This window comes from Pseudomonas sp. P65(2024), assembly GCF_057480955.1.
In genome coordinates this window covers 125693-147272 of record NZ_JBLIYX010000003.1, presented here as the reverse complement: position 1 = coordinate 147272, position 21580 = coordinate 125693, and the positions used below count along the sequence as shown (strand labels likewise).

At 67.0% G+C, this 21580-nt stretch carries 18 protein-coding genes; 6 read left to right on the top strand and 12 right to left on the bottom strand.

The annotated features are described in order from the left end of the window. Positions 1–7: 7 nt before the first annotated feature. Complete coding sequence (locus AC25MA_RS06000) at positions 8–1006, bottom strand: bile acid:sodium symporter family protein (protein WP_062360791.1); 999 nt, start codon at positions 1004–1006, stop codon at positions 8–10. A gap of 142 nt (positions 1007–1148) precedes the next feature. Here AC25MA_RS06000 and ampC point away from each other — a divergent pair, with 142 nt between their 5' ends. The 3 genes from ampC to AC25MA_RS05985 all read left to right on the top strand — a co-directional run bounded on the left by ampC (position 1149) and on the right by AC25MA_RS05985 (position 3553). Continuing rightward, the gene (gene ampC / locus AC25MA_RS05995; protein ID WP_088851520.1) at positions 1149–2288 is read left to right on the top strand and encodes a class C beta-lactamase; all 1140 of its coding nucleotides are present in this window, start codon (positions 1149–1151) and stop codon (positions 2286–2288) included. Between the two features lies 1 nt (position 2289). Next, positions 2290–2913: a glutathione S-transferase family protein gene (locus AC25MA_RS05990; protein ID WP_062360795.1), complete on the top strand. Its 624-nt coding sequence runs from the start codon at positions 2290–2292 to the stop codon at positions 2911–2913. Positions 2914–3220: 307 nt separating this feature from the next. Next, the gene (locus tag AC25MA_RS05985; protein ID WP_028691679.1) at positions 3221–3553 is read left to right on the top strand and encodes a hypothetical protein; all 333 of its coding nucleotides are present in this window, start codon (positions 3221–3223) and stop codon (positions 3551–3553) included. A gap of 60 nt (positions 3554–3613) precedes the next feature. On the opposite strand, the gene AC25MA_RS05980 is transcribed toward AC25MA_RS05985, so the two are convergent. From AC25MA_RS05980 to AC25MA_RS05970, 3 genes are all read right to left on the bottom strand, one after another. Beyond that, positions 3614–3919 carry a hypothetical protein gene (locus AC25MA_RS05980; RefSeq protein ID WP_062360800.1) on the bottom strand — a complete coding sequence of 102 codons (306 nt, stop codon included), beginning with the start codon at positions 3917–3919 and terminating at the stop codon, positions 3614–3616. A gap of 206 nt (positions 3920–4125) precedes the next feature. Continuing rightward, positions 4126–4314 (bottom strand): hypothetical protein, encoded by a 189-nt coding sequence (locus AC25MA_RS05975; protein WP_028691681.1) that lies wholly within the window; start codon positions 4312–4314, stop codon positions 4126–4128. 140 nt (positions 4315–4454) lie between these two features. Beyond that, positions 4455–4775, bottom strand: coding sequence for a YbjQ family protein (locus tag AC25MA_RS05970; protein WP_028691682.1), 321 nt, complete (start codon positions 4773–4775; stop codon positions 4455–4457). A gap of 134 nt (positions 4776–4909) precedes the next feature. On the opposite strand from AC25MA_RS05970, the gene AC25MA_RS05965 reads away from it, so the two are divergent. Beyond that, positions 4910–6337 carry an MFS transporter gene (locus AC25MA_RS05965; protein ID WP_182324988.1) on the top strand — a complete coding sequence of 476 codons (1428 nt, stop codon included), beginning with the start codon at positions 4910–4912 and terminating at the stop codon, positions 6335–6337. Continuing rightward, the gene (locus tag AC25MA_RS05960) at positions 6334–7062 is read left to right on the top strand and encodes a class I SAM-dependent methyltransferase (RefSeq protein ID WP_028691684.1); all 729 of its coding nucleotides are present in this window, start codon (positions 6334–6336) and stop codon (positions 7060–7062) included. Before AC25MA_RS05965 ends, AC25MA_RS05960 begins: the two co-directional genes overlap by 4 nt. A 212-nt stretch (positions 7063–7274) precedes the next feature. On the opposite strand, the gene ribD is transcribed toward AC25MA_RS05960, so the two are convergent. From ribD to AC25MA_RS05925, 7 genes are read right to left on the bottom strand one after another with little or no spacing between them, the layout of a single operon-like run. After that, the gene (gene ribD / locus AC25MA_RS05955) at positions 7275–8189 is read right to left on the bottom strand and encodes a bifunctional diaminohydroxyphosphoribosylaminopyrimidine deaminase/5-amino-6-(5-phosphoribosylamino)uracil reductase RibD (RefSeq protein ID WP_069017362.1); all 915 of its coding nucleotides are present in this window, start codon (positions 8187–8189) and stop codon (positions 7275–7277) included. Beyond that, positions 8186–8845 (bottom strand): SAM-dependent methyltransferase, encoded by a 660-nt coding sequence (locus AC25MA_RS05950; RefSeq protein WP_486971873.1) that lies wholly within the window; start codon positions 8843–8845, stop codon positions 8186–8188. The genes ribD and AC25MA_RS05950 overlap by 4 nt, the downstream gene beginning before the upstream one ends. Before the next feature lie 11 nt (positions 8846–8856). Then, entirely contained in the window at positions 8857–10548 is a 1692-nt protein-coding gene (locus tag AC25MA_RS05945; RefSeq protein ID WP_182324990.1) for a WD40 repeat domain-containing protein, read from the bottom strand. Positions 10549–10571: 23 nt separating this feature from the next. Then, positions 10572–11168 (bottom strand): GTP cyclohydrolase II RibA, encoded by a 597-nt coding sequence (gene ribA, locus AC25MA_RS05940; protein ID WP_028691687.1) that lies wholly within the window; start codon positions 11166–11168, stop codon positions 10572–10574. Between the two features lie 34 nt (positions 11169–11202). Then, complete coding sequence (locus AC25MA_RS05935; protein ID WP_028691688.1) at positions 11203–12213, bottom strand: formylglycine-generating enzyme family protein; 1011 nt, start codon at positions 12211–12213, stop codon at positions 11203–11205. A gap of 56 nt (positions 12214–12269) precedes the next feature. After that, positions 12270–13163, bottom strand: coding sequence for a VOC family protein (locus AC25MA_RS05930; RefSeq protein WP_236248596.1), 894 nt, complete (start codon positions 13161–13163; stop codon positions 12270–12272). Next, complete coding sequence (locus AC25MA_RS05925; RefSeq protein ID WP_028691690.1) at positions 13163–14206, bottom strand: methyltransferase; 1044 nt, start codon at positions 14204–14206, stop codon at positions 13163–13165. Before AC25MA_RS05925 ends, AC25MA_RS05930 begins: the two co-directional genes overlap by 1 nt. A 310-nt stretch (positions 14207–14516) precedes the next feature. Here AC25MA_RS05925 and AC25MA_RS05920 point away from each other — a divergent pair, with 310 nt between their 5' ends. Then, a complete protein-coding gene (locus AC25MA_RS05920; protein WP_028691691.1) occupies positions 14517–15161 on the top strand; it encodes a helix-turn-helix transcriptional regulator in 645 nt (214 codons plus the stop codon). Between the two features lie 13 nt (positions 15162–15174). On the opposite strand, the gene AC25MA_RS05915 is transcribed toward AC25MA_RS05920, so the two are convergent. Further along, positions 15175–21513: an amino acid adenylation domain-containing protein gene (locus tag AC25MA_RS05915; RefSeq protein ID WP_486971872.1), complete on the bottom strand. Its 6339-nt coding sequence runs from the start codon at positions 21511–21513 to the stop codon at positions 15175–15177. Between the last annotated feature and the right edge of the window lie 67 nt (positions 21514–21580).

The window sequence follows — 21580 nt, the reverse complement described above, 5'->3', positions numbered from 1 at the left end:
CAGCGCATCATTTCACCGTGACGCCCGCCTCAGGATGCCCCGCCTCCACCCGCGCCGCATACCGCTGCGCCAGCACCGCGCAGACCATCAGCTGGATCTGATGAAACAACATCAACGGCAGGATCATCGCCCCGATGCCGCCACCGACGAACAACACCTGCGCCATTGGCACGCCCGTCGCCAGGCTCTTCTTGGAACCGGCGAACAGGATAGTGATGCGGTCCTCGACATTGAACCCCAGCACTCGCCCGAGCAGTCGTGTGCCCAGCAGCACCACCGCCAGCAGGATGCCGCACACGGCGAACAGCCCGGCCAGGTGCGGCGGCGAGACCGTATGCCACAGGCCCGTGACCACCGCTTCGCTAAAGGCGGTGTACACCACCAGCAGGATCGAGCCCTGGTCCACCACCTTCAGCCAGCGTGCATTGCGCTTGACCCAGGCGCCGATCCAGCGGCGGGCGACCTGCCCGGCGACGAAGGGCACCAGCAACTGCAAGGTGATCTTCAGTACCGCGTCCAGCCCGGAGCCGGTGTCGCCCGAAGCGCCCAGCAGCAGCATCACCAGCAGCGGCGTCAAGAAGATCCCCAACAGGCTCGAGGCCGCCGCGCTGCAGATCGCCGCCGGCACATTGCCCCGGGCCAGCGAGGTGAAGGCGATCGCCGACTGCACCGTGGCCGGCAAGGCGCACAGGTACAGCACGCCCAGGTAAAGTTCATTGCCCACCAGCGGCACGAACAGCGGCTTGAACGCCAGCCCCAGCAGCGGGAACAGCACGAAAGTGCAGGTGAACACCAGCAGGTGCAGGCGCCAGTGGCCGGCACCGGCGATGATCGCCTCACGCGACAGCTTGGCGCCGTGCAGGAAGAACAGCAGGCCGATGGCCAGGTTGGTCAACCAGCCGAACAGCAGCGCGCCCTCGCCGGAGCACGGCAGTACGGTGGCGATGAACACCACCCCGAGCAGTGCCAGGGTGAAGTTGTCGAACAGCATCCGTAGATATCTCATCACAGTTTCCGTCTTGTCTTTGTGCAAGCCCGGACGATAAGGTCTTGGCCTTTGTGCCGCTAACGCCGGAACCCCTGTCGGTGTCGCCCAACGGACACCTCGCTTCGCCACGCCCCTGATCCACGACAAGGAACGCCCCACCATGAAACGCCCCCCTCGCCTGCTGCTGGCCACCGCCCTGACGCTGGCCGCGCCCCCCCTGCTGGCCAACAACTTGCAAACCACCGTCGATGACGTCATCCCGGCGCTGATGCGCGAGCAAGGCATTGCCGGCATGGCCGTGGCGGTGTATGCCAACGGCCAGTCGCATTACTTCAACTACGGCCTGGCCGACAAGGCCAGCCGCCAGCCGGTTAGCCGCGACACGCTGTTCGAGGTCGGCTCGGTGAGCAAGACCTACACCGCGACCCTCGCCGCCTTGGCCAGCGCCGAAGGCAAGCTCGACTTGCAGGCCCCCGCCAGCCGCTACCAGCCGGCCCTGGCCAAGGCCTCGATCGGCAAGGCCAGCGTCCTGGAACTGGGAGCCTACAGCGGTGACTGCCTGCCCTTGCAGTTCCCCGATGAAGTACAGACGCCGTCCCAGACCCTGGCCTGGTTCCAGCACTGGCAGCCCCGCTTCGCACCCGGCACTCACCGCTGCTACTCCAACCCCAGCCTGGGCCTGTTCGGTGACCTGGCGGCCCGTGCGCAGCAACAACCGTTCGCCAAACTGATGACCCAGCAGGTGCTGCTCCGCCTGGGGCTCAAGCACACTTACCTGGAGGTTCCGGCCAGCGCCCGCGGGCTCTACGCGCAAGGCTACGACGCCAAGGACCAGCCGGTGCGGGTCAACCCGGGCCCCTACGCCGAGCAGGCCTACGGCATCAAGACCAGCGCCAGCGACCTGCTGCGCTATGTGCAACTGCAACTGCAGCCGGACACGCTTGACCCCGCAATGCGCAAGGCCATCGCCATCACCCAGTCCGGTTACTTCCAGGTCGGCGCGATGATCCAGGGCCTGGGCTGGGAGCGCTACCCCTACCCGGTCAGCCTCGACACCTTGTTGGAATACAACGGCGCCAAAATCATCCGCGGAGAAAACCCGATCCAGGCGCTGAACCCGGCGCTGCCCGCCGATCCAGCCGCCTGGTACAACAAGACCGGCGCCACCGGCGGCTTCGGTGCCTACGTGGCGTTCGTGCCGTCCAGGCAGATGGGCATCGTCCTGCTGGCCAACCGCAACTACCCCAACGAAGAACGCGTGCGCGCCGCGCAACGCATCCTTTCCAGCCTGGAGCCGTGACATGCTGAAGATCCTGGGCAAGGCCTCGTCGATCAACGTGCGCAAGGTACTGTGGACCTGCGCCGAACTGAACCTGCCGTTCCAGCGCGAAGACTGGGGCAGTGGCTTTCGTGCCACCGACACGCCCGAGTTCCTGGCGCTGAACCCCAACGCCACGGTGCCGGTGATCGTCGATGGCGACTTCGTGCTGTGGGAGTCCAATACCATCCTGCGTTACCTGGTCAACCAGTACGGCGGCGAGGCGCTCTACCCCGGCGCCCCGCGCGCCCGCGCCGCGGTCGACCAGTGGCTCGACTGGCAGGCCACCGACCTCAACGACGCCTGGCGCTACCCGTTCATGTCGCTGGTGCGTCAATCGCCGGCGCATCAGGACCCTGCACTGCTGGCCGCCAGCAGCGCCCAGTGGACGGCCAGGATGCGCCTGCTCGAAGCGCGCCTGCAGGCCACCGGCGCCTATGTCGCTGGCGACGCCTTCAGCCTCGCCGACGTGGCCATCGGCCTGTCCCTCAACCGCTGGCGGCGCACGCCGCTGGAGCACCCGCAACTGCCGGCGCTGGAGGCCTATCATGAGCGCCTGCGGCAACGCCCCGGCTACCTCGAGCACGGCGACAACGGACTGGCGTGACAGAACCGGGAAGATTGTCCGACAAGATGTAGTGACTAAAAATAATCACTACAAACCTGTTGACGCCCTTCCCGCGCCTTGTGCATGATGAGGCCGTCTCCCCGATCGGGAGCGGTGGCAAGGGTGTTCCAGACGGCCTGCGCGGTAACGCAGGCCGTCCGTGGAGAGGGAAACTGCCCAGAAGGCAGCGTGAGAAAGCCCCTGTTGCGAAGCTGCTGTAGCAGCCTTGGTTAGCGCGCTACATCGTGTGGCGCCGAATGTGAACTTCAGCCGAACTTCACCAACGAATGAGAGTAATGGGGGCTTTATGATGAACTTGAACAACAATCCAACCATCGACCAATTGGCCCGTCTGTTCGCTGCGCGCAAGGACAGCCTCGACGACCACCTGCTGTGGGTCAGCCAGTCCGGTGAGGTCCGCCTGGACCGCCTGCCGCCGAACACGGTCGAAGCCGAATTCGAATCGCACATGCCCAGCATGCGCGCCCGCTTCAAGGTCTACCGGCGTGGCCAGGGCTACGTCGGCAAGAAGGCCGCCGCCGACACCACCTTCGTCGGTCGCGTACTGCAGACCCTGCAACAAGAATGGCCCGCCGCCCGCGAGCGGCAGGCAATCAAGGTGATCGACGCGCTGAACTGAAGCGGCGCAGCACACCGTTTCTTGAGCCCGGCCTGAAAAGGCCGGGCTTTTTCATTGCTGCTAGGCGAGGCGCCGACGTGGCACCTGTTCCGGCAATGGCAAAGCGCCGGTAGCCAGGGCGCGGGCGCGATCCACGCCCCAGACCAGCGCACGGGTCATGGTTTCGCCCGGCCGCGAGGGGTAGTACTCCTCGAGCAAGGCCTCGCCGCTGCGCGCATACAGTCCGAGAAACAACTGTGTGGCACCGACCCTGGATAGGCGCACCTGCACATCGAAGCTGGTGCCGTCGCTCAGTTCCTCGTCGTGACAGCGACTGTGCAGCTGCGCATCGGCCCACTGCCAGTAGGTCTCTTCCCTGATTCGCATTGAAGTCGATACTCCGTGTCTGAAATCCCGCGCAAGAAAAGCACAGCCTAGGGCCTTCGGCGAGGGGGACGCACCGATACCATGAGCGGGGTCAAGAAATGGCGGGAAAGGCGTGCCGTCGGGCGGTTTCGTGTTGATTGATCAAACGTGATGCGGGGCAAGCCCGCTCCTGCTTGTGAGAGCGGGCTTATGAGGTCAACGCAGGTTCACTTCTTCGACGGGACACGCGGGGTGAAACGCCCCTTCTTGGCCCGTTGCAGGTGCGCCGGTTGCAGTTGCTCCGACTCGTCCAGGGTCATGTTGGCAAAGCCCAGGCGAACAGCCGCCTGGCCGCAGCGTACCTGGCTGTTGATCGGAAACGCATCGTTCAAGTCTTCGAAATAGGATTCGCTCATGCCCTGTCTCCCTCCAATGGCAACCGTGCCGGCAGGCAATACACCTGCCTAGTGAAGCGACGGTCCGTTGAAGTGAGACTAGCCGGTCATTTGCAGACCAGCCGGGCAAAATCTCCTGGCCCGACCAATGGCAACTGGCCTTACTTCAGACGTACCGCCGTGCCGGTGGCGAACACCACGACCATGCCACCCTGTACCGACGGCATGCTGATCTCGAAGTCCACGCCCACCAACGCATCGGCTTGCAACTGCCGTGCCCGCGCCATGAGTTCCTCGGTGGCCTGCTCACGGGCCAGCTTCAGCGCGCCCTCCAGGGTCTGCGAGCGGCCGCCGAAGACGTCGCGAAAGCGCGCGAAGAAATCGCGCACGAAGTTGATCCCCTGCACCGATTCGGCGCTGACCACGCCGAGGTACTCGGCAATCGGGCGACCGTCGAGCTGGCTGGTGGTGCTGATGATCATGGATGTCGCTCCTGAAACAAGACAAAAGAGCACGATCCTAACAAATCCACCGCAAGCAAATTACACAAGCAATATATTGAATAATTATTTGCCGACTCCTAGAATTCCAGCGCAGGACCACGCAAGGAGCGTACATGACCGCCATCCCCGAACAGCCGCCGGCCCGTTGGAGCGAACTGCTCAGCGGCGGCAACGCGCTGCGCTCGATCGCCCTGGCTGGCGGTGTCGCCCTGCACGCCATCAATGTCTACATCGTCACTACCCTGCTACCGACGGTGATCGAAGAGATCGGCGGGCTGGCCTTCTATGCCTGGAACACCACCCTGTTCGTGGTCGCCTCGATCATCGGCTCCACCCTCTCCACCCGCCTGCTGGCCCGTGGCGGACCGCGGGTCGCCTACCTGCTGGCACTGCTGGTGTTCACCCTTGGCTCAATGCTCTGCGCCCAGGCCGGGAGCATGCCGGTGCTGCTGCTCGGGCGTAGCGTGCAGGGCCTGGGAGGCGGCATCCTGTTCGCCTTGAGCTATGCGCTGATCCACCTGGTGTTCGACAGCCGCCTGTGGCCTCGCGCCATGGCCCTGGTCTCGGCGATGTGGGGCGTGGCCACCCTGTGCGGCCCGGCCGTGGGCGGAGTGTTCGCCGAGGGCGGGCACTGGCGCTGGGCATTCTGGTCGCTGTTGCCGGTGGCTGGCGCCCTGGCGCTGATCGTCTGCCTGCGCCTGCCGGCGCGCCAGGCGCTGGACGACAATGGCGCGCGCCCGGCCTACGGGCTGATCGCCTGCCTGGTGGCCTCGGTGCTGGCGATCTGTGCGGCCAGCCTGGCCGACAGCCTGTGGATCAACCTGGCCGGCATCGTCGCCGGCCTGGCCATCGCCGCGCTGATCGCCCGCCTCGATCCCAGGGCGCGCCACCACCTGCTGCCCACGGGCGCCTACAGCCTCAGGCAACCGATGGGCGCACTGTTCGCCATGATGTGCCTGCTGGTAGCAGCCATCACCACTGAAATCTATGTGCCCTACTTCCTCCAGCGCATCCATGGTTTCGGCCCACTCGCCGCCGGCTACCTGACCGCCGTGATGGCCGCAGGCTGGACGGTCGGCGCCCTGGCCAGCGCCGGCCGTGACCGTGAAGGCGGCGCCTGGCAGATCCGCAGTGGGCCGCTGGTGGTCGCGGTGGCGCTGCTGGCCCTGGCCCTGCTGACCCCCGCCCCGGCCTGGATCGCCAGCGCGCCGGGCCTGGCCTTGTTCGCCCTGGCCCTGGCCGGCGTGGGCCTGGGGATCGGCCTGGGCTGGCCGCACCTGCTCACCCGGGTGCTGCAGGCAGCGCGCCCCGGCGAGGAAAACCTCGCCTCGGCCTCGATCACCACCGTGCAACTTTACGCCACCGCCCTGGCTGCGGCCCTGGCCGGGCTGGTCGCCAATGGTGCCGGGCTGGTCGAGCCCGGCGGCGAGCAAGGCGCGCGCCAGGCGGCGCTGTGGCTGTTCGCCGTGTTCGCCTGCGCACCGCTGCTGGCCCTGCCGTTGGCGCTGCGCCTCACCTCTGAAAGGAAGAAGTGCCCATGAAGGAATCCAAGGAAGTCTACGAGCGGATCAGCGAGCAGTTCGAAGACTTCACCAGCCACGCCAGCCAGCGCGGGGTCGAGGTCGACACGTTTCGCTACATGGCCGGCGACGTAACCGGCGATGAGATTCTCGACCTGGCCTGCGGGCATGGCTTCTTCAGCCGCCGCCTGAAGGACTGGGGCGCGGCTCGGGTGCACGGCGTGGACATCTCGCCGAGCATGATCTACCAGGCGCGCCAGGCCAACGACGGCATCGCCTACGAAGTGCGCGACGTGGCGCAGATGGGCCGCATCGGCCAGTTCGACAAGGTTACCGCCGCCTGGCTGTTCAACTACGCCGGCAGCGTCGAGGAGCTGCGGCGCATGTTCGAGAGCGTCGCGCTCAACCTCAAACCGAACGGACAGCTGATCGCCTACACGGCGAATCCCGCCTTCGACCTGGCCTTGGGCAATTTCACCGAATACGGCATCCGTGTGCTGGACGAGCAGCCGGTGGAAGGCGGCCTGCGCTGCCAGGGGCAATTCATGAGCTCACCGCCTGCGGACTTCACCTATTACCGCTGGGACAAGGCAGTCTACGAGCAGGCCGCCCACGATGTCGGCCTGCGCAATGTGCGCTGGATTGCCCCGCTGATCAGCGGGATCCGCAAGAAGGCGCATCCGCCGGGATATTGGGACCTGTTCGAACAGAACAGCCTGCAGGTCGGGTTGATCTGCAGTCGCTGAAATGATCGAGGCTTACGCATATCCCTGTGGGAGCGGCCTTGTGTCGCGAAAGGGCCGCGAAGCGGCCCCGGTAATTTCAGCGTTTCACCGCAATAGGGGCTGCTGCGCAGCCCTTTCGCGACACAAGGCCGCTCCCACAGAGATCGCGCCAGATTGAGGGGCCTGAGCAAGACGGTTGCTCCCACAGGGATAGTACAGCGCTCAGGAAGGCCTCAAACCTGCACCAACCACTCATCCACCAACCCCTGGCGCGCCAAGGCCTCGCACCAGGCCGGCTCGGCCTCGACCTGGACTTCGTTGCAGTCGAGCTCATGCAACGTCTGTAGTATCCGCAAGGCCCCCAGATCCTCCAGCACCTGGCAACGGGCCCGTGCATACCGACCGTCCCGCCTCGCCTGCGCCCCATGCAAAACCAGCGTCGGCGCACGCCCGTCGAGCATCTTGGCCGAAGCCGGGCAGTCCAGCCCCTGGTCGATCAATACCCGCAAGGGCACCACTGGTTCGGCGCGTTGCCCGGCAACCTGCGCCACCAGCGAGGTGTCGCAGGCCTTCACCCAGTCACAAGTGCTCAGCAGCGCCGAGGCCCTGCCCCGCCAGTGCGCCAGGGGCGCCTGCTCGTCGCAATGGCTGAGCATCGCGCCCTCGCCAATCGCGCCGATCTCCAGCGCCGCCGGACGCAATACCCGCACCCACGGGCGCTGGCGTTCGATGCGCGAGAAGAACCCGCGATTGAGCGCCCGCGCACGTGGGCAGGGCAATGCCTCGACCACGATGCCCGCCTCGCGCAGGCGATCCGCGCCGATGCTCTGCGAGACGTCGCCGCTGGCCGTGACCACCCGGCTTACCCCCGCCGCCACCAGGGCATCGGCGCACGGCGGCGTGCGACCCTGGTGGCCGCAAGGTTCCAGGGTCACATAGGCGGTCGCCCCGCGCGCCGCCGGGCCTGCCTCGCGCAGGGCGTGCACTTCGGCGTGGGGCTGGCCGGCGCGCTGATGCCAGCCGCGCCCTACCACCTGCCCGGCGTTGACGATCACGCAACCGACCCGCGGGTTGGGCATGGTGCTGTACAGGCCCTGGCTGGCGAGCGCCAGGGCCATGTCCAGGTAATGGCGGTCGATCGCACTCACGTGCGCACCAGCGCCAACAGGTAGCGGGCTTCGCCGTGCTGGCGCTCGATCACCTCCAGCCCCTCCCAGGTGAAGCCATGGGCCTCAAGGATCTGACGGATACCATCGTCGGTGAAGAAGTAGCCTTGGCGCTGGTTGTCCATCTCGCGCCAGCCCGGCTGCGGATGGGCCGCGTCGACCCCGAACACGTTCAGCCCCACCAGCGCGCCGGGGCGCAGCAGGCGGCGCACATGGGCCAGGTACGCGCCCCACTCGTCCGGATGCTGGTGGTGGAAGCAGCCATTGTCCAGGGCCGCATCGAACACCGTGCCCGGCGCCGGCTGCCAGTCCTGCATGGCCTTGTTCACCAGGTCCAGGCGATCGCCCCAGCGTTTGCGCAGCAACGGCCAGCTGGAGTTCTCGACGATATCCAGGCCGGTGACCCGATGCCCGGCGAGGATGAAGGTGGAGGCGTCACGGCCACGGCCCACGCCGATGTCCAGTACATGCTGATCAGCACGGGGGTCGAGACGCTCGAGGAAAGCCTGGGCCGCCTGGATCATGCCGATGTCCCACGACCACTCGTCCTCGCCATGGCTGTAGCGGTGCACGAACGAAGTATCGAGGGCCTTGCGGTAGTCGCCCTGGGCCATGAAGTCACTTGCTTGCTTGCTCATGTGCTGCTCCTTCAGGACGCCAGGCGGGCGTCGATGCCGTAGATGCGCCCGTCATAGGAACTGGCCAGGAAGGCGCCGCTGACGGCGTCGTGGGTCAGGCAGGAAATGCCGCTGGCGGTCGGCCGCTGCATGGGCAGCCAGCGCCGCGAGACCAGGTCGAACAGTGCCACGGTACCGTTGTAGGCCGCGGTGGCGATCACCCGGCCATCAGCGGAGGCGGCGATGCACTTGATCGAGTGCTGGTGCGGCGAGTCGAACACCTCGTCGCCGGTCTCCAGCCACAGGCGCAGCTTGAGGTCGCGACCGATGCTGGCGAAACCGCCGGTGATCGGGCAGCAACCATTGGAAATACGCGTATGCGCCCCCTCGATATGCCGCACGCTGCTGAAATCCTCGATGCTGTGCAGCGCGGCATCGGCCGAGGCGCAGACGCTGAACAGGTGGCGCTGGTCGGCGGCCACGCCCTTGATCGCGTTGTCATGCATGGGGATCGACGCCACCAGGCGCAGCCCGCCCTGGCCATCATGGCCGAACACCAGGCCTTCGCCGGTATAGGTGCCGATCAACGCCAGGTCTTCGCCATTCCTGACGAAGGTGGCGCCGCAGTTGAGTGGCGAACGGTGCTGGTACAGCATGCGCCCGGACAGGCCATCGAACACCTGGCCCATCTGGCCGCCGGTCAACAGCAGCGGTCCGAACGGCAGGAGGAAGTTGCACAGGCTGCCGACACTGGTCACCGGCTGGTCGTCACGGTGCAGAATGCCAGCATCGCCAATGCTGTACTGGCGCTCTTCGCTGCGCACCACGGCGTTAATGCTTACCGCCGGCTCGATGCCCGACACCTGCCACTGGTCCAGCTCGTAGTTCCAGGTGGCGTAGCGCGAGCCGAAGGTGGCGAACACCAGTTGTTCGTCGCCGACAAAAGCGCAGCTGCGCGGCCAGACGATGCTCGGCAGCGCGGTACTGCGGCGCTTGACCAGGTTGCGCGCGGCGTCGAAGGTCCAGAGGATCGCCGAACGGTCATAGCTCAGGCTCACCAGCAGGCGCTTGTCGTCGTTCCAGACGATGCGCTTGATCCCGGCGGCGTGGGCCGGCACGGTCTGCACCTGGCCCTGGGCGATGATCGAGATGCGCCCCTCGTCGTCCCCGGCGAACACCACGCCTTCGCGGGTGATGGCGATGGTGTCGGTCTCCACGCCGCCGATGTCCACCTCGTCGCATTGCTGGCCGCTGCGGGTGTCCCACTGGCGCACGGTACCGTCGTCACTGCTGGAGATCAGGCGCTGGCCGTCCGGCGACCAGACCACCGAGATAACGTCGGCCTGGTGGCCATGGAACGCCTGCAACTGCACGCCGTCGAGGTCGAAGATGCGCAGCACATGGTCACGCGAACAGGTCGCCACGCGCTGGCTGTCTGGCGAGAACACCGCCATCTCGACATCGTCGTTGTGCCCCTGCAGTACGGCTTTCAGGCGCATGCTCGGCACTTCCCAGATGCGCGCGGTGTAGTCGCTGCTGGCGCTGACCAGGTGCTTGCCGTCACTGCTGAAGGCGCACTGGTTGGCCAGGTGGTCGTGGTGCACACGGTGGATCGGCTCGCCGGTGGCGGCGTTCCACAAGATCACCTGGTTGTCGTAGCCGGCGGTGGCGACGAAGCGCGCGGCATGGGCGGCGATACCGCTGATAGGGCCAATGTGTTTCATCGAAAGATCCTTTTTCGCTGGAGTCAGAGCTTGATCGAATGGCTGGACTTGACGGCCTTCGCCTGCAGGTAGTTGCGGTTGTGATTGGTCAGGAACACCCCGGTGGGCACCTGTTCGATCACATCGATGCCACCGGCGCGCAGCTGGGCGACCTTCTCCGGGTTGTTGGTCAGCAACCGGCACTGGTCCACGCCCAGGGCCCGCAGGATCTGCACGGCCGGGTCGAACGAGCGCGAGTCGGCCAAGTGGTTCAGGCGCAGGTTGGCTTCATAGGTGTCCAGGCCCTTGTCCTGCAGCAGGTAGGCCTCGAACTTGGAGTACAGGCCGATGCCACGCCCTTCCTGGCGCAGGTAGATCAGGTAGCCGCCCACCTCCTTGAGGGTGCGCAACGCCTCTTGCAATTGCGGGCCGCAATCGCAGCGCTGCGAGCCGAACACATCGCCGGTGATGCACTCGGAGTGCACCCGCACCAACGGCACGTCGCACTGCTCGCGGCCGATGCCGACGGCGAAATGCTCCTGGTCACGCTCGAAGCCGTGGAAGCCGAAGAAATGGGCATCGACATCGCCGCCGAGGATGGAAATCGGCACGATGGTGTGAAGCGAAACATCCTTGTTCATGGAATCAGACCTCTTGCACGGAAGACGGAACAGCTCAGTTGTGGTTTTCAACCAGGCGAAAACCCATGACGTAGATCGGTCGCGGGTAACGCCCGTGGCGGCGCGCGGTGCGCGCCAGGTCGCGGAAACGGGTAAAGCTGCCACCGCGGGCCACGCGGTGGGTGCCGACATCGAGCACCAGGTCGTCCTCGATCTGCGGGCCGCCGGGGTATGGCCGATAGTCCTCGGCCACGTACTCTTCGACGTTGCCGGCCATGTCCAGCACCCCGAAGGGCGATGCGGCGTCGCTGAACACGCCGACCGGCGTGCTGTCCAGATAGCCCAGCTCGGCGGTGTTGGCGTGCTCGACCTGGTAGGCGTCGCCCCAGGGGAACTGACGCCCTTCAGGTCCGGCGGCGGCATACTCCCACTGCGCCTCGCTGGGCAGGGCAAAGCGTCGGCCGGTGCGCTCGCTGAGCCACTGGGCGTAGGCATCGGCGTCACTGGCCGAGACGCTGTACACCGGGTGGTTGGCGTGGTGCCGCGGATACCGGCCGAACGCCCAGCCGTCGGGGATGCCGGCATGCCCGCTGTCGAGCAGGAACTGGCGGTACTCCTGGTGCGTCACCGGGAAGCGGGCGATACGGAACGCCGCCAGTTCCACGGCGTGGCGCGGCGTTTCCTTGTCGATCCAGCTGCGGTCCAGGCCAAGCCCGTCGAACTGGTCCATCACCTGCTCGACCGCGCGCGGGTCGAGGCCGATGTGCACCCGCGCCGCCGGGATATCGATCATCTGCGGGGCGAAGGTGTCGATGCGCGGGTCGCCGCGCAATGCCAGCACCTCGCCGGCGGCGATGCGCCGGGCCAGGGGTTGGCGTGGCTGCTCAAGCAACGTCAGCAAGACGTCCAGCGGCGCCTGGAGCAGATCGTCGAGCGCCGTGGCGACCTGCGCCTGCAACGGATGCTCCTGGTAGTGCTCTGGGTAGCCCATCAACGCCCGGTCGCTGACATCCTTGGGCAATGGGCTGGGCAGCCGTGGCCAATGCCACTGTTTGTAGCTGTTCATGCGAATACCTGCCTAGGCACAGGCCCGCCGAGCGGCAGGCCTGTGACGACGTGGGGTCAGAGGCGGTCGAGGAGCAACCGAGGGTTGCTTTCGATCATCTCCACTTCGGCGCTGTAGACCTCGATCACCAGGCCATCCGGGTCCTCGAAGTAGACGGCGCTGCGCACGTTGTCCGGCCCATGGTGGTAGCCCGGCGCCGGGCCGTTGCCCTTGACCAGCTTGATGGTGCCGGCAGCGGTGACCTGCTCGGCGATGCGCCGCACATCCCCGGGCAGTGCCCGCACACCGATGTGGTAGCCGGTCGGGTAGCTGAACGACTCGCTCTGCTCGATGAAGAAGTCGAAGCCGTTGAGCTCCATCACGGCCTTGCGCGGCCCCAGGTTGTAGCAGTAGTTGGCGCCGAGGATGTCGCTGTAGAACGCCTTGGAGGCTTCCAGGTCGCGGGTGAGGATATTGATGTGGTTCAGCTCGGGGCGCTGCGCGGCCCGCGCCGCTTCGTCCAGGCCCAGGCTGTCGAGCGAACGCCACAGCTTGGTCGCGGCCGCGAACTTGGCGAAGCCCGCCAGCCAGTCCTTGATCGCCAGCTCCGGCGCCTGCCCGGCGCCGATATCCAGCGAGTACGGATAGAGAAAGCCCTGGCTCGCCTGCTGCCACTGGGCGATCACGCCGCTGGCGGGCGGCAACTGTGCCAGTGCACCCTGCACGCGGACCAGCACCAGCGCGGTGTTGCGACACAGCCCGCTGGCCTCATTGAGCAACGTGTTCAACGCAACCGGTGGCGTGGCGCTGTCGAGCAGCAGGCAGACTGCGTCCACCGGTCCCTGGCCGGCCGGCTTCTGGCTGACCTGCAGGCTGAAACCTGCCGCCGCCGCGGCGCTGCCCAAGCTGTCCAGGGCCTGGGCCGCCGCGTCGCCAAGCGGCGCGGCATGCAATGCCAACAAGCGCAGCATCAGGCAGCCCTCCGTCCGATCAGCAGGGTGTAGCGGCCGATCGGCTCCTGCTCCACGCTCAACCCCGCCGACGCCATGCTGTCGATCAGGTAGCGGGTCGGATGCAGCTCGCCGTTGACCGTGTTGAGCATCATGTGCAGGGAGAAGTCGGCCGACAGCGCCGGGTGGATCTCGTCATCCTCCAGGGCCATGCTCAGCACCAGCAGCGCGCCGTCGCCCTCGACCATGCCGGCAGCGCCGGCGATCAGGGTACGCACCTGCTCGCGGGTGAAATAGTGCAGGCAGTCGTTGAGCATCACCACGTCGGCCCGCTCGCCCTGGTACTGCGCCAGGTCCAGCAGGTTGCGGGCATGGAAGCCCAGGCGGTCGTCAAGACGGTACTTGGCGAAGGTGGCCGCGGCGGCCTCGCGGGTGGGCTCAAGGTCCCAGACCTCGCCCTTGACCTGCGGATTTCGGCTGGCGATCTCGGCCAGGTAGGTGCCGTGGCCACCGGCCAGGTCGATCACCCGACGGGCCTTGTCGAACAGCGGCAGGTCACGCAGCACATCAACCATGGGCTGGCTGAAACGGACCATGGCATCGTTGAAGGCGTCGCGGGCCGCCAGGTCGTGCTTGAAGCGGTTTTCCTGCTGGAAATCCAGCGAGGTGCGGCTGCGCAGCACTTCGTCCAGGCGCGGCCAGTTTTGCCACTGCAGGCGCTGGTGGTCGATGATCGGGCCGATGAACTCGGCGCTGTCGCTGACCAGGAAACGCTGGCTCAGCGGCAGGTTCTCGAAACCTTGGGCGGTGCGCTTCAACAGGCCCATGGCCACCAGCGCGTTGAGGAAGATGCGGCCCTTGTTCGGCACCCAACCCAGCGCATCGCTCAGGGCCTGGGCGCTGACCGGCTGGCGGGTGTGATCGAACACACGCTGGGCCAGCGCCGAATGCAGGATCGCGGACTGGCGGTACTGGTCGGAAAGCTTCACCAGGTCGACCACGCCTTGCAGGCTGTTCAGCGCGTCGGCGTGTTCATAGATGGTCACGGGTTTCTGGGCATTCATGCACTCACATCCCTGTCGAGTTATTGTGGGTGAGCCCATGCCCGGCATTTGCCAGCAAGGTGTCGATGGACGTGCACGCACCCCTCCCTGGGACCGGCAAGCACAGGCTCCGCAGTTCAGCTTAGCCGCGGACTCAATAAATACAACTAATACCTTTTATATTTTTATCGCATATAAATTTTATATTCGATAATCGTTCTTCTTGCACAAATCACCACGAATCCGGGCTATCCTTCGCCCACTTGCCTGCGCAAAGGATGGCCCAGGAGAGTGCCCGATCCGTTCATTCACGCCCGGTTTCCAGCGCTCCATGACCTCGACCACCGTTGATACCAACTGCACCGCCGACCGCATCCTGTTCCTGCTCAAGACCCGCGGGCCGCTCAAGACCGCCGACCTGGCCCAGCTGCTCGCCATCACCTTCGAAGCCACTCGCCAGCAAGTGCAGAAACTGCAGGCGGCCGACCTGGTCAGCGGCATCAGCGTGCCGGCCAAGGGCGCCGGGCGCCCTTCGCAGAAATGGGCACTGACCGCCACGGCCCAGCGCCGCTTCCCCGACTCCCACAGCGTGCTGACCCTGCAACTGATCGAGAGCGTCGAGCAGGTGTTCGGCAGCGACGGGGTCGACCGCCTGATCAGCCGCATGGAAGACAGCAACAGCCGTGAGTACCAGCAGGCCTGCGCCGATGGCCAAAGCCTGGAGGACAAGGTGCGCATCCTCGTGCAGCTGCGCGAGCGCGCCGGCTACATGGCCGAAATGCAGGCCGACGGCAACGACTGGCTGATCGTCGAGAACCACTGCCCGATCTGCATCGCCGCCACCCGCTGCCAGGGGTTCTGCCGCAGCGAGCTGCAGGTATTCCAGGCGGCGATCGGCGAGCAGGGGCTGGTGGAGCGTTGCGAACACCTGATTTCAGGGGATCGGCGCTGCGTCTATCGCATTTCGCCGAAGTAGCGGCCCCAACCGGTCAGATCCGCCGCCTGCCCTTGAGCGCTGGAATCGTGGTCTGCGCAATCGCCACCTGTTCCTGCCCGCGGCGCGTGTTGGCCGCCAGGCCCGCCAAGGTCGGCTGACTGAACAACAGGCGCGCATCGGCATGCAGCCCGGCCTGGCGCATGCGCGCCACCAGGCTGACCGCCAACAGCGAGTGCCCACCCAGCTCGAAGAAGTTGTCGTCGCGGCCGACCTGCTCGATCTTCAGCACTTCGGTCCAGATCTGCGCCAGCGTATGCTCCAGCTCGTCACGGGGCGCCTCATAGGCCCGACTGATCACCGCCTCCACGCCCGGCGCCGGCAAAGCGCGGCGATCGACCTTGCCATTGGGGCTCAGCGGCAACTCGGCCAGCAGCACATAGGCCGAGGGCACCATGTAGGCCGGCAGTCGCGCCAGCAGGTAGGCACGCAGCGCTTCCAGCGTCGGCGCGCCATGGCCGTCGCGACAGCTGGCATAAGCCACCAGGCGCTCCTCGCGAACCAGCACCACCACCTGGCCAAGGTCCGGATGAGCCGCCAACAGCGCCTCGATCTCGCCCGGCTCGATGCGCAGGCCGTTGAGCTTGACCTGGAAGTCGTTGCGACCGAGAAACTCCAGCTCACCATCGGCGCGATAGCGCACCAGGTCGCCGGTTCGGTACAGGCGGTCGCCGGCCACGAACGGACTGGCGATGAAGCGCTCGGCCTGCAACGCCGGCAAGCCCAGGTAGCCGCGGGCCACACCGATGCCGCCGATGTGCAGTTCGCCGGCACAACCCACAGGCACCGGACGGTCATGGGCATCGAGCACGTACAGACGCGTGTTGCCGATCGCCCGCCCGATCGGCGGGGCGGCGACGGGCAACGGCTGCTGCGGCTCCAAGGTCCAGGCGGTGCTGTCCACGGTAGCTTCGGTGGGGCCATAGACATTGTGCAAGCGCACCTGGGGCAAGGCCTGGCGCACCCGTTGCGCCAGCGCCAGCGTCAGCTCGCCGCCACCACAGAAGACATCGCGCAGGCTGCTGCAACGCTCCACGCCCGGGGTGTCGAGAAACGCTTGCAGCAGGGCCGGAACGAACTTGACGGTGGTCACCCTGCGCGACTGGACAAGCTGCACCAGGTAAGCCGGATCGCGGTGACCGTCGGGGCGGGCCAGCACCAGGCGCAAGCCCGCGCACAGTGGCCAGAACAACTCCCACACCGAACCGTCGAAGCTGAACGGCGCCCGCTGCAGCAGCGCGTCGTCGGCCCGCGGCGGGCACAGGTCGCTGCCCCAGCGCATCAGGTTGCACAGCCCGCGGTGCTCGACCATCACACCTTTCGGCGTGCCAGTCGAGCCCGAGGTGTACATGACATAGGCCAGGTGCCCGCCACCCAGTTCCGGCAGCTCCGGCGCATGGTCGCCGTGCACCTGCCAGTCACCGTGATCCAGATCCACCAGCGGTGTCGACTGACCCTCGAACAGGCCACGGGTGGCTCCGTGCACCAGCAGTGCCAGGGGCGCGCTGTCGGCCAGCATGTAGTGCAGGCGTTCGTCGGGGTAGCCGGGGTCCAGCGGCACATAGGCGCCACCGGCCTTGAGCACGCCGAGCAGGCCGACGATCAGCGAGGCGCCCCGCTCCAGGCACACCGCTACCCGGCTGTCGGGCCGCACGCCAAGGCCGATCAAGTGATGGGCCAGGCGATTGGCCTGGGCGTCGAGCTCGCGGTAGGTGAGCTGCGCGTCTTCACTCTGCAGCGCCACGGCATCCGGCGTGCGTCGCACCTGAGCGGCGAACAGCGCCGGCAGGTGCGGATACGCGGGATCCAGCGCAACCTCGGTGCTGTTGAGGGTTTCCAGCAGATACACACGCTCCGTTTCCGGCAGGGTCGGCAGCGCCTCGAGCGCCACCGGGGCTTCGCTGAGCAGGGCGGCAGCCAGCGCCTGCAGGGCGCAGGAAACAAACCCTAGCACCCGTCCGGCACCCAACTCGCAAGGTGCCCGCACACTCAGGCGCAGGCTGTCGCCCTGCTCGTCCACGGTCAACACCAGGGCGTGACTGTGCACCTCGCTGGCATCGAGCAGGGTCACCCCGGGCAACGCTTCGGCGTCGTGCGCGGCGCCATGCCGGTAGTTGAGCAGGCTGTCGAACAGTGCCACGCCGGCGGGCAGGCCACTGCAGCGCTGGGCCAGCACCAGCGGCGCGTCCTCGTGCCTGAGCAGCGCCGCCAGCTGGCCATGGATTCCGACCAGCGCCTGGCCCACGTCGCGACCCGCCAGCGACACCCGCAGCGGCAGGCTGTTGATGAACATGCCCAATGCCCGGTCGGCGCCCTCGCCCGCCATCACCCGCCCCAGCAGCACGGTGCCGAACACCACCTCGTCGCGACCACCCAAGGTCCCCAGCACCTGGGCCCAGGCCAGGTGCATCAGGCTACCGAGGCCGACGTCGTATTGGCGCACGCGCTGGCGCAGGGCCAGGGCCAGGTCCTCAGGAACGGTCAGGACGCAGGTCTCGACACGGGTCTGGATCCCCTCGCCCATGCCGGCCAGCCTCGGCGGCGCCTCCACCCCGGCCAGTGCTTCGCGCAGGAACACTTCATGGCCCGCCTGCCGAGCCTCGTCGCGGCTCATGGCAACGTAATTGCGGTAGGGCACCGGCCTGGGCAATGTATGCCCTTCGTTCGCCATCAGTACCGCCAGTTCGGCCAGCAGCACCTTCACCGATACGGCGTCGTTGACCAGATGGTGGAAGTGCAGCAGCCCCAGCCAGCGCTGCCGCGCGCTGTCCTCGACGCAGGCCAGAGCCATCATCGGCGCCTGGCGCAGGTCCAGCCGCAGGTTCTCTTCGCGCAGCCGGGTGGCCGCGTCGCCCGGACCGGACGCAAGCACCCTCAACGGCAACCAGGCCTGGCGCCACACCACTTGCTGCGGCTGCGCCAAGCCTTCCCAAGCCAGGCTGGTACGCAGGATGTCGTGACGCTCGATGACCCCGGCCAAGGCGCGGTTGAACGCCTCCAGCGCAGCCTGGCTGGCGAAGGCGAACAGCGCCTGTTGCTGGTACGGATCACGGTCTTCGGTGAGGTGGTGATACAGCAGCCCCTCCTGCAGCGGTGCCAGCGGGTAGATTTCCTGCACATTGGCCGCCCCGCCCGGCACCCTGTCGACGATGCGGTCGATGTCGGCCTGGTCGAGGTGGGTCAGGGCCAGCATTTCTGGGGTGATCCGCTGGCAACCCGGGGCCACGCGATTGGCCGCCACCGAGTGCACGGGGGCGCCGTCAAGCGACGCGGCCAGGCTCGCCAGGGTCGGTTGGCCAAAGAGGACCTGGGCATCGACCTGCAACCCCGCCTGACGCATGCGCTCGATCAAGCGCACCGCCAGCAGCGAATGACCGCCCAGTTCAAAGAAATGATCGTGCCGTCCGACCTGCTCCACCTCCAGCAACTCGGCCCACAGCGCGGCCAGGCGCTGTTCAAGCTCGCCTCGGGGCGGCTCGTGGGCGCGCCGTACCGTGGCCTCGTTGCCCGGCGCGGGCAACGCGCGGCGGTCAAGCTTGCCATTGGCGGTCAACGGCCAGGCCGCCATCGCCACATAAGCGCTCGGCAGCAAGGCGGCCGGCAGGCGGCTGCGCAGGTGCTCGTGCAACTGCAACGGGGTCGACGGCTGTTCGCCAAGGTACCAGGCCACCAGTTGGCCGTCGCGCAGCAGCACCAGCGCCTCGCGCACGGCTGGATGACTGGCCAGCGCGCTCTCGATCTCGCCCAGTTCGACCCGTACGCCGCGTATCTTCACTTGGTCGTCGCTACGCCCAAGGTACTCCAGGGTACCGTCGGGCAACCAGCGCACTAGGTCACCCGTGCGGTACATCCGGGCGCCATGCTGCAGGGTGAACGGGTCGTCGAGGAAGCGCTCGGCAGTCAGTTCGGGGCGGTTCAGATAGCCGCGGGCGACTCCCGCGCCGCCGATGTGCAGCTCACCGACAGCACCTATCGGCAGTTGCCGTCCCTGGGCATCGAGCACGTACAGCCGGGTGTTGGCCACCGGCGCGCCAATGTGCAGCACCTGGCCCGGGCGCACCTCGCCCGCGCTGGCCACTACCGTGGCCTCGGTCGGCCCGTAGTTATTGATGATCTGGCAGCCACGCTCTCGGGCCAGCCGGCGCAGGCGATCGCCGCCGACCAGCAAGGTGCGCAGAGTCGGATGTGGCGCGCCCTGGGCGAAGGCGTGCTCGGCCACCGGCGTGGGCAGGAAGCTGACCTGCAGCGGCTGGGCGCGCCACCAGCGCAGCAGCGCGTCGATGTCCTCGCCGCCCTCGCCCACCGGTGCCAGGTGCAGGGTGGCGCCAGCGCACAAAGCCGGCCAGATCTCCCAGGCCATGGCATCGAAGCCGAAACCGGCCAGGCTGGAGGTTGCGCTGCCAGGGTGGAGATCGAAGGCTTCGCAGTGCCAGTCGACCAGGTTGGCGAGCATGCGGTGCTCGATCATCACGCCCTTGGGCTGACCGGTCGAGCCGGAGGTGTAGATCACATAGACCAGGCTAGAACCCGACAGCCCCGGCACCTCGAGGTCGGCGAACGCCGTCGCGGGCAGTGGCAGGCGGTCCAGTTCGATCACCGCCACCTCGATGGCTGGCAGACGCTCGCGCAGGCCGGACTGGGTCAGCACCACCTTCGGCGCACAATCGTCGAGCAGGTAGCGCAGGCGCTCGTCCGGGTGCGCCGGATCGATCGGCACATAGGCGGCGCCGGCCTTGAGTACCGCCAGCAGGCCGACCAGGGTGTCCAGGCCACGGCGGGCGACCACGGCCACCCGTTGCTCCGGCACCACGCCCAGGGCCAGCAGTTGGGTGGCCAGCTGGTTGGCGCGGTTGTTCAGCTCGGCATAACTCAGGTGGCGCCCCTCGTGCACGGCGGCCGTCGCCTCGGCGCGCAGCGCGGCCTGGGCCTCGATGCGCCGATGGATCAGGGCCGGGCCTTGGGCTGCGCTGGCGGTGGCATTCCACAGGCGCAGGCGCTGCTGCTCGTCAGGCAACAGCAGGTCGTAGTCGTCGATGCCCGCCTGCGGCCGCGCCAGCCCCTGGGCCAGCACATGCAGCAGGCGCGCAGTGAACACCTCGACCTCTTCGGGGGCCAGCCAGGCCTGGTTATGTACCAGGTGCAGCCAGGCCTTGCCATTGTGCGGGTTGCTGCGCAGGTAGATCGACAGCGGCGTCGGCTCGTGATCGTTGCATACCTTCACGCTGTGGGCGCCGAGGCTGCCATAGCGCAGGTCATGGCCCTCTTCCTCGTAGGACACGGTGATCTCGAACAATTGCCCACGGGCCTCCCGGGATAGCCCCAGCACCCGGTTGAGCTCGCTGAGCGGCAGGCGCTGGTGACGCAGGTCGCGCCGCAGGGCATCGCCGATACCGCGCACCAGTTCGGCGAAGCTCAACTGCCGACCGAAGTCCATGCGCAAGGCATTGACCTGGACGAACATGCCCAGGGTCGCCTTGGCCCGCGCATTGCCACGGTTACGCACCGGCAGGCCGACGACCCAGTCGTCCCGCTGCCAGGCCCGGGCACAGCACACGTGCAAGGCCGCCAGCAGCACATGGGCGACCGATCCCTGCAGCTCGTCGGCCAGCTGCCGCATGCGCGCCAGCAGGTCGCCGTCGAAACTGCGCTCCAGCGCATGGCTGGGCGTGGCACCTGGCGGCAGGGCCTGTTCCTTGGGCTGCAGCAGCGCATCCGGTAGTTGTGGGTAACGGCCTAGCCAATAGGCAAGATCGCGCTGCTGACGGGCCGATCCCTGGTAGGCCAGGTCATCCTCGATGAATGTTCGGTAGGACGGGGCCGTGTCCGGCAGTGCCAGGCCCTGCTCAAGCAGACCGTAGTACTGGCCCAGCTGGTGGAGCAACTGCTCCAGGCCCCAGCCGTCGAGGATCAGGTGATGGGCCTGCAACATCAGCAGGCTGCGCCCGGCATCCACATGCAGCAATGCCATGCGCAGCAACGGTCCGGTTTCAAGGGCGAAGGGCTGTTGCAGCAAGGTCTTGGCCAGACGTTGCGCAGCGGCGAACGGCTCGGCCTGCCCGCGCAGGTCGTGCTCGTCCAGCGGCACCTGTAAGCCGGCCACAAAGCGCTGGCGAGCGATGCCATCGTCCCCCGCCTCGCGCACCAGCACCGTGCGCAACCCGTCGTGGAGCGCGACCAGATGCGCCAGCGCGCGCCGCAGCAGACCACTGTTCACGGCGCCGTCGAATGCCAGATACCCACCGACGTTGTAGAGCGGCGAGTCACCGTGGCTGATCTGGTCCAGCCAGATGTCGCGCTGGGCGCAGGTCAGGGGGAAGCTATCGGCGACAGGCATGGGCGGGTCTTCCTTGAAACGGGATCGTCCGCGGATTCAAGCACCCACCCCGCGCCCTGTATGGCCC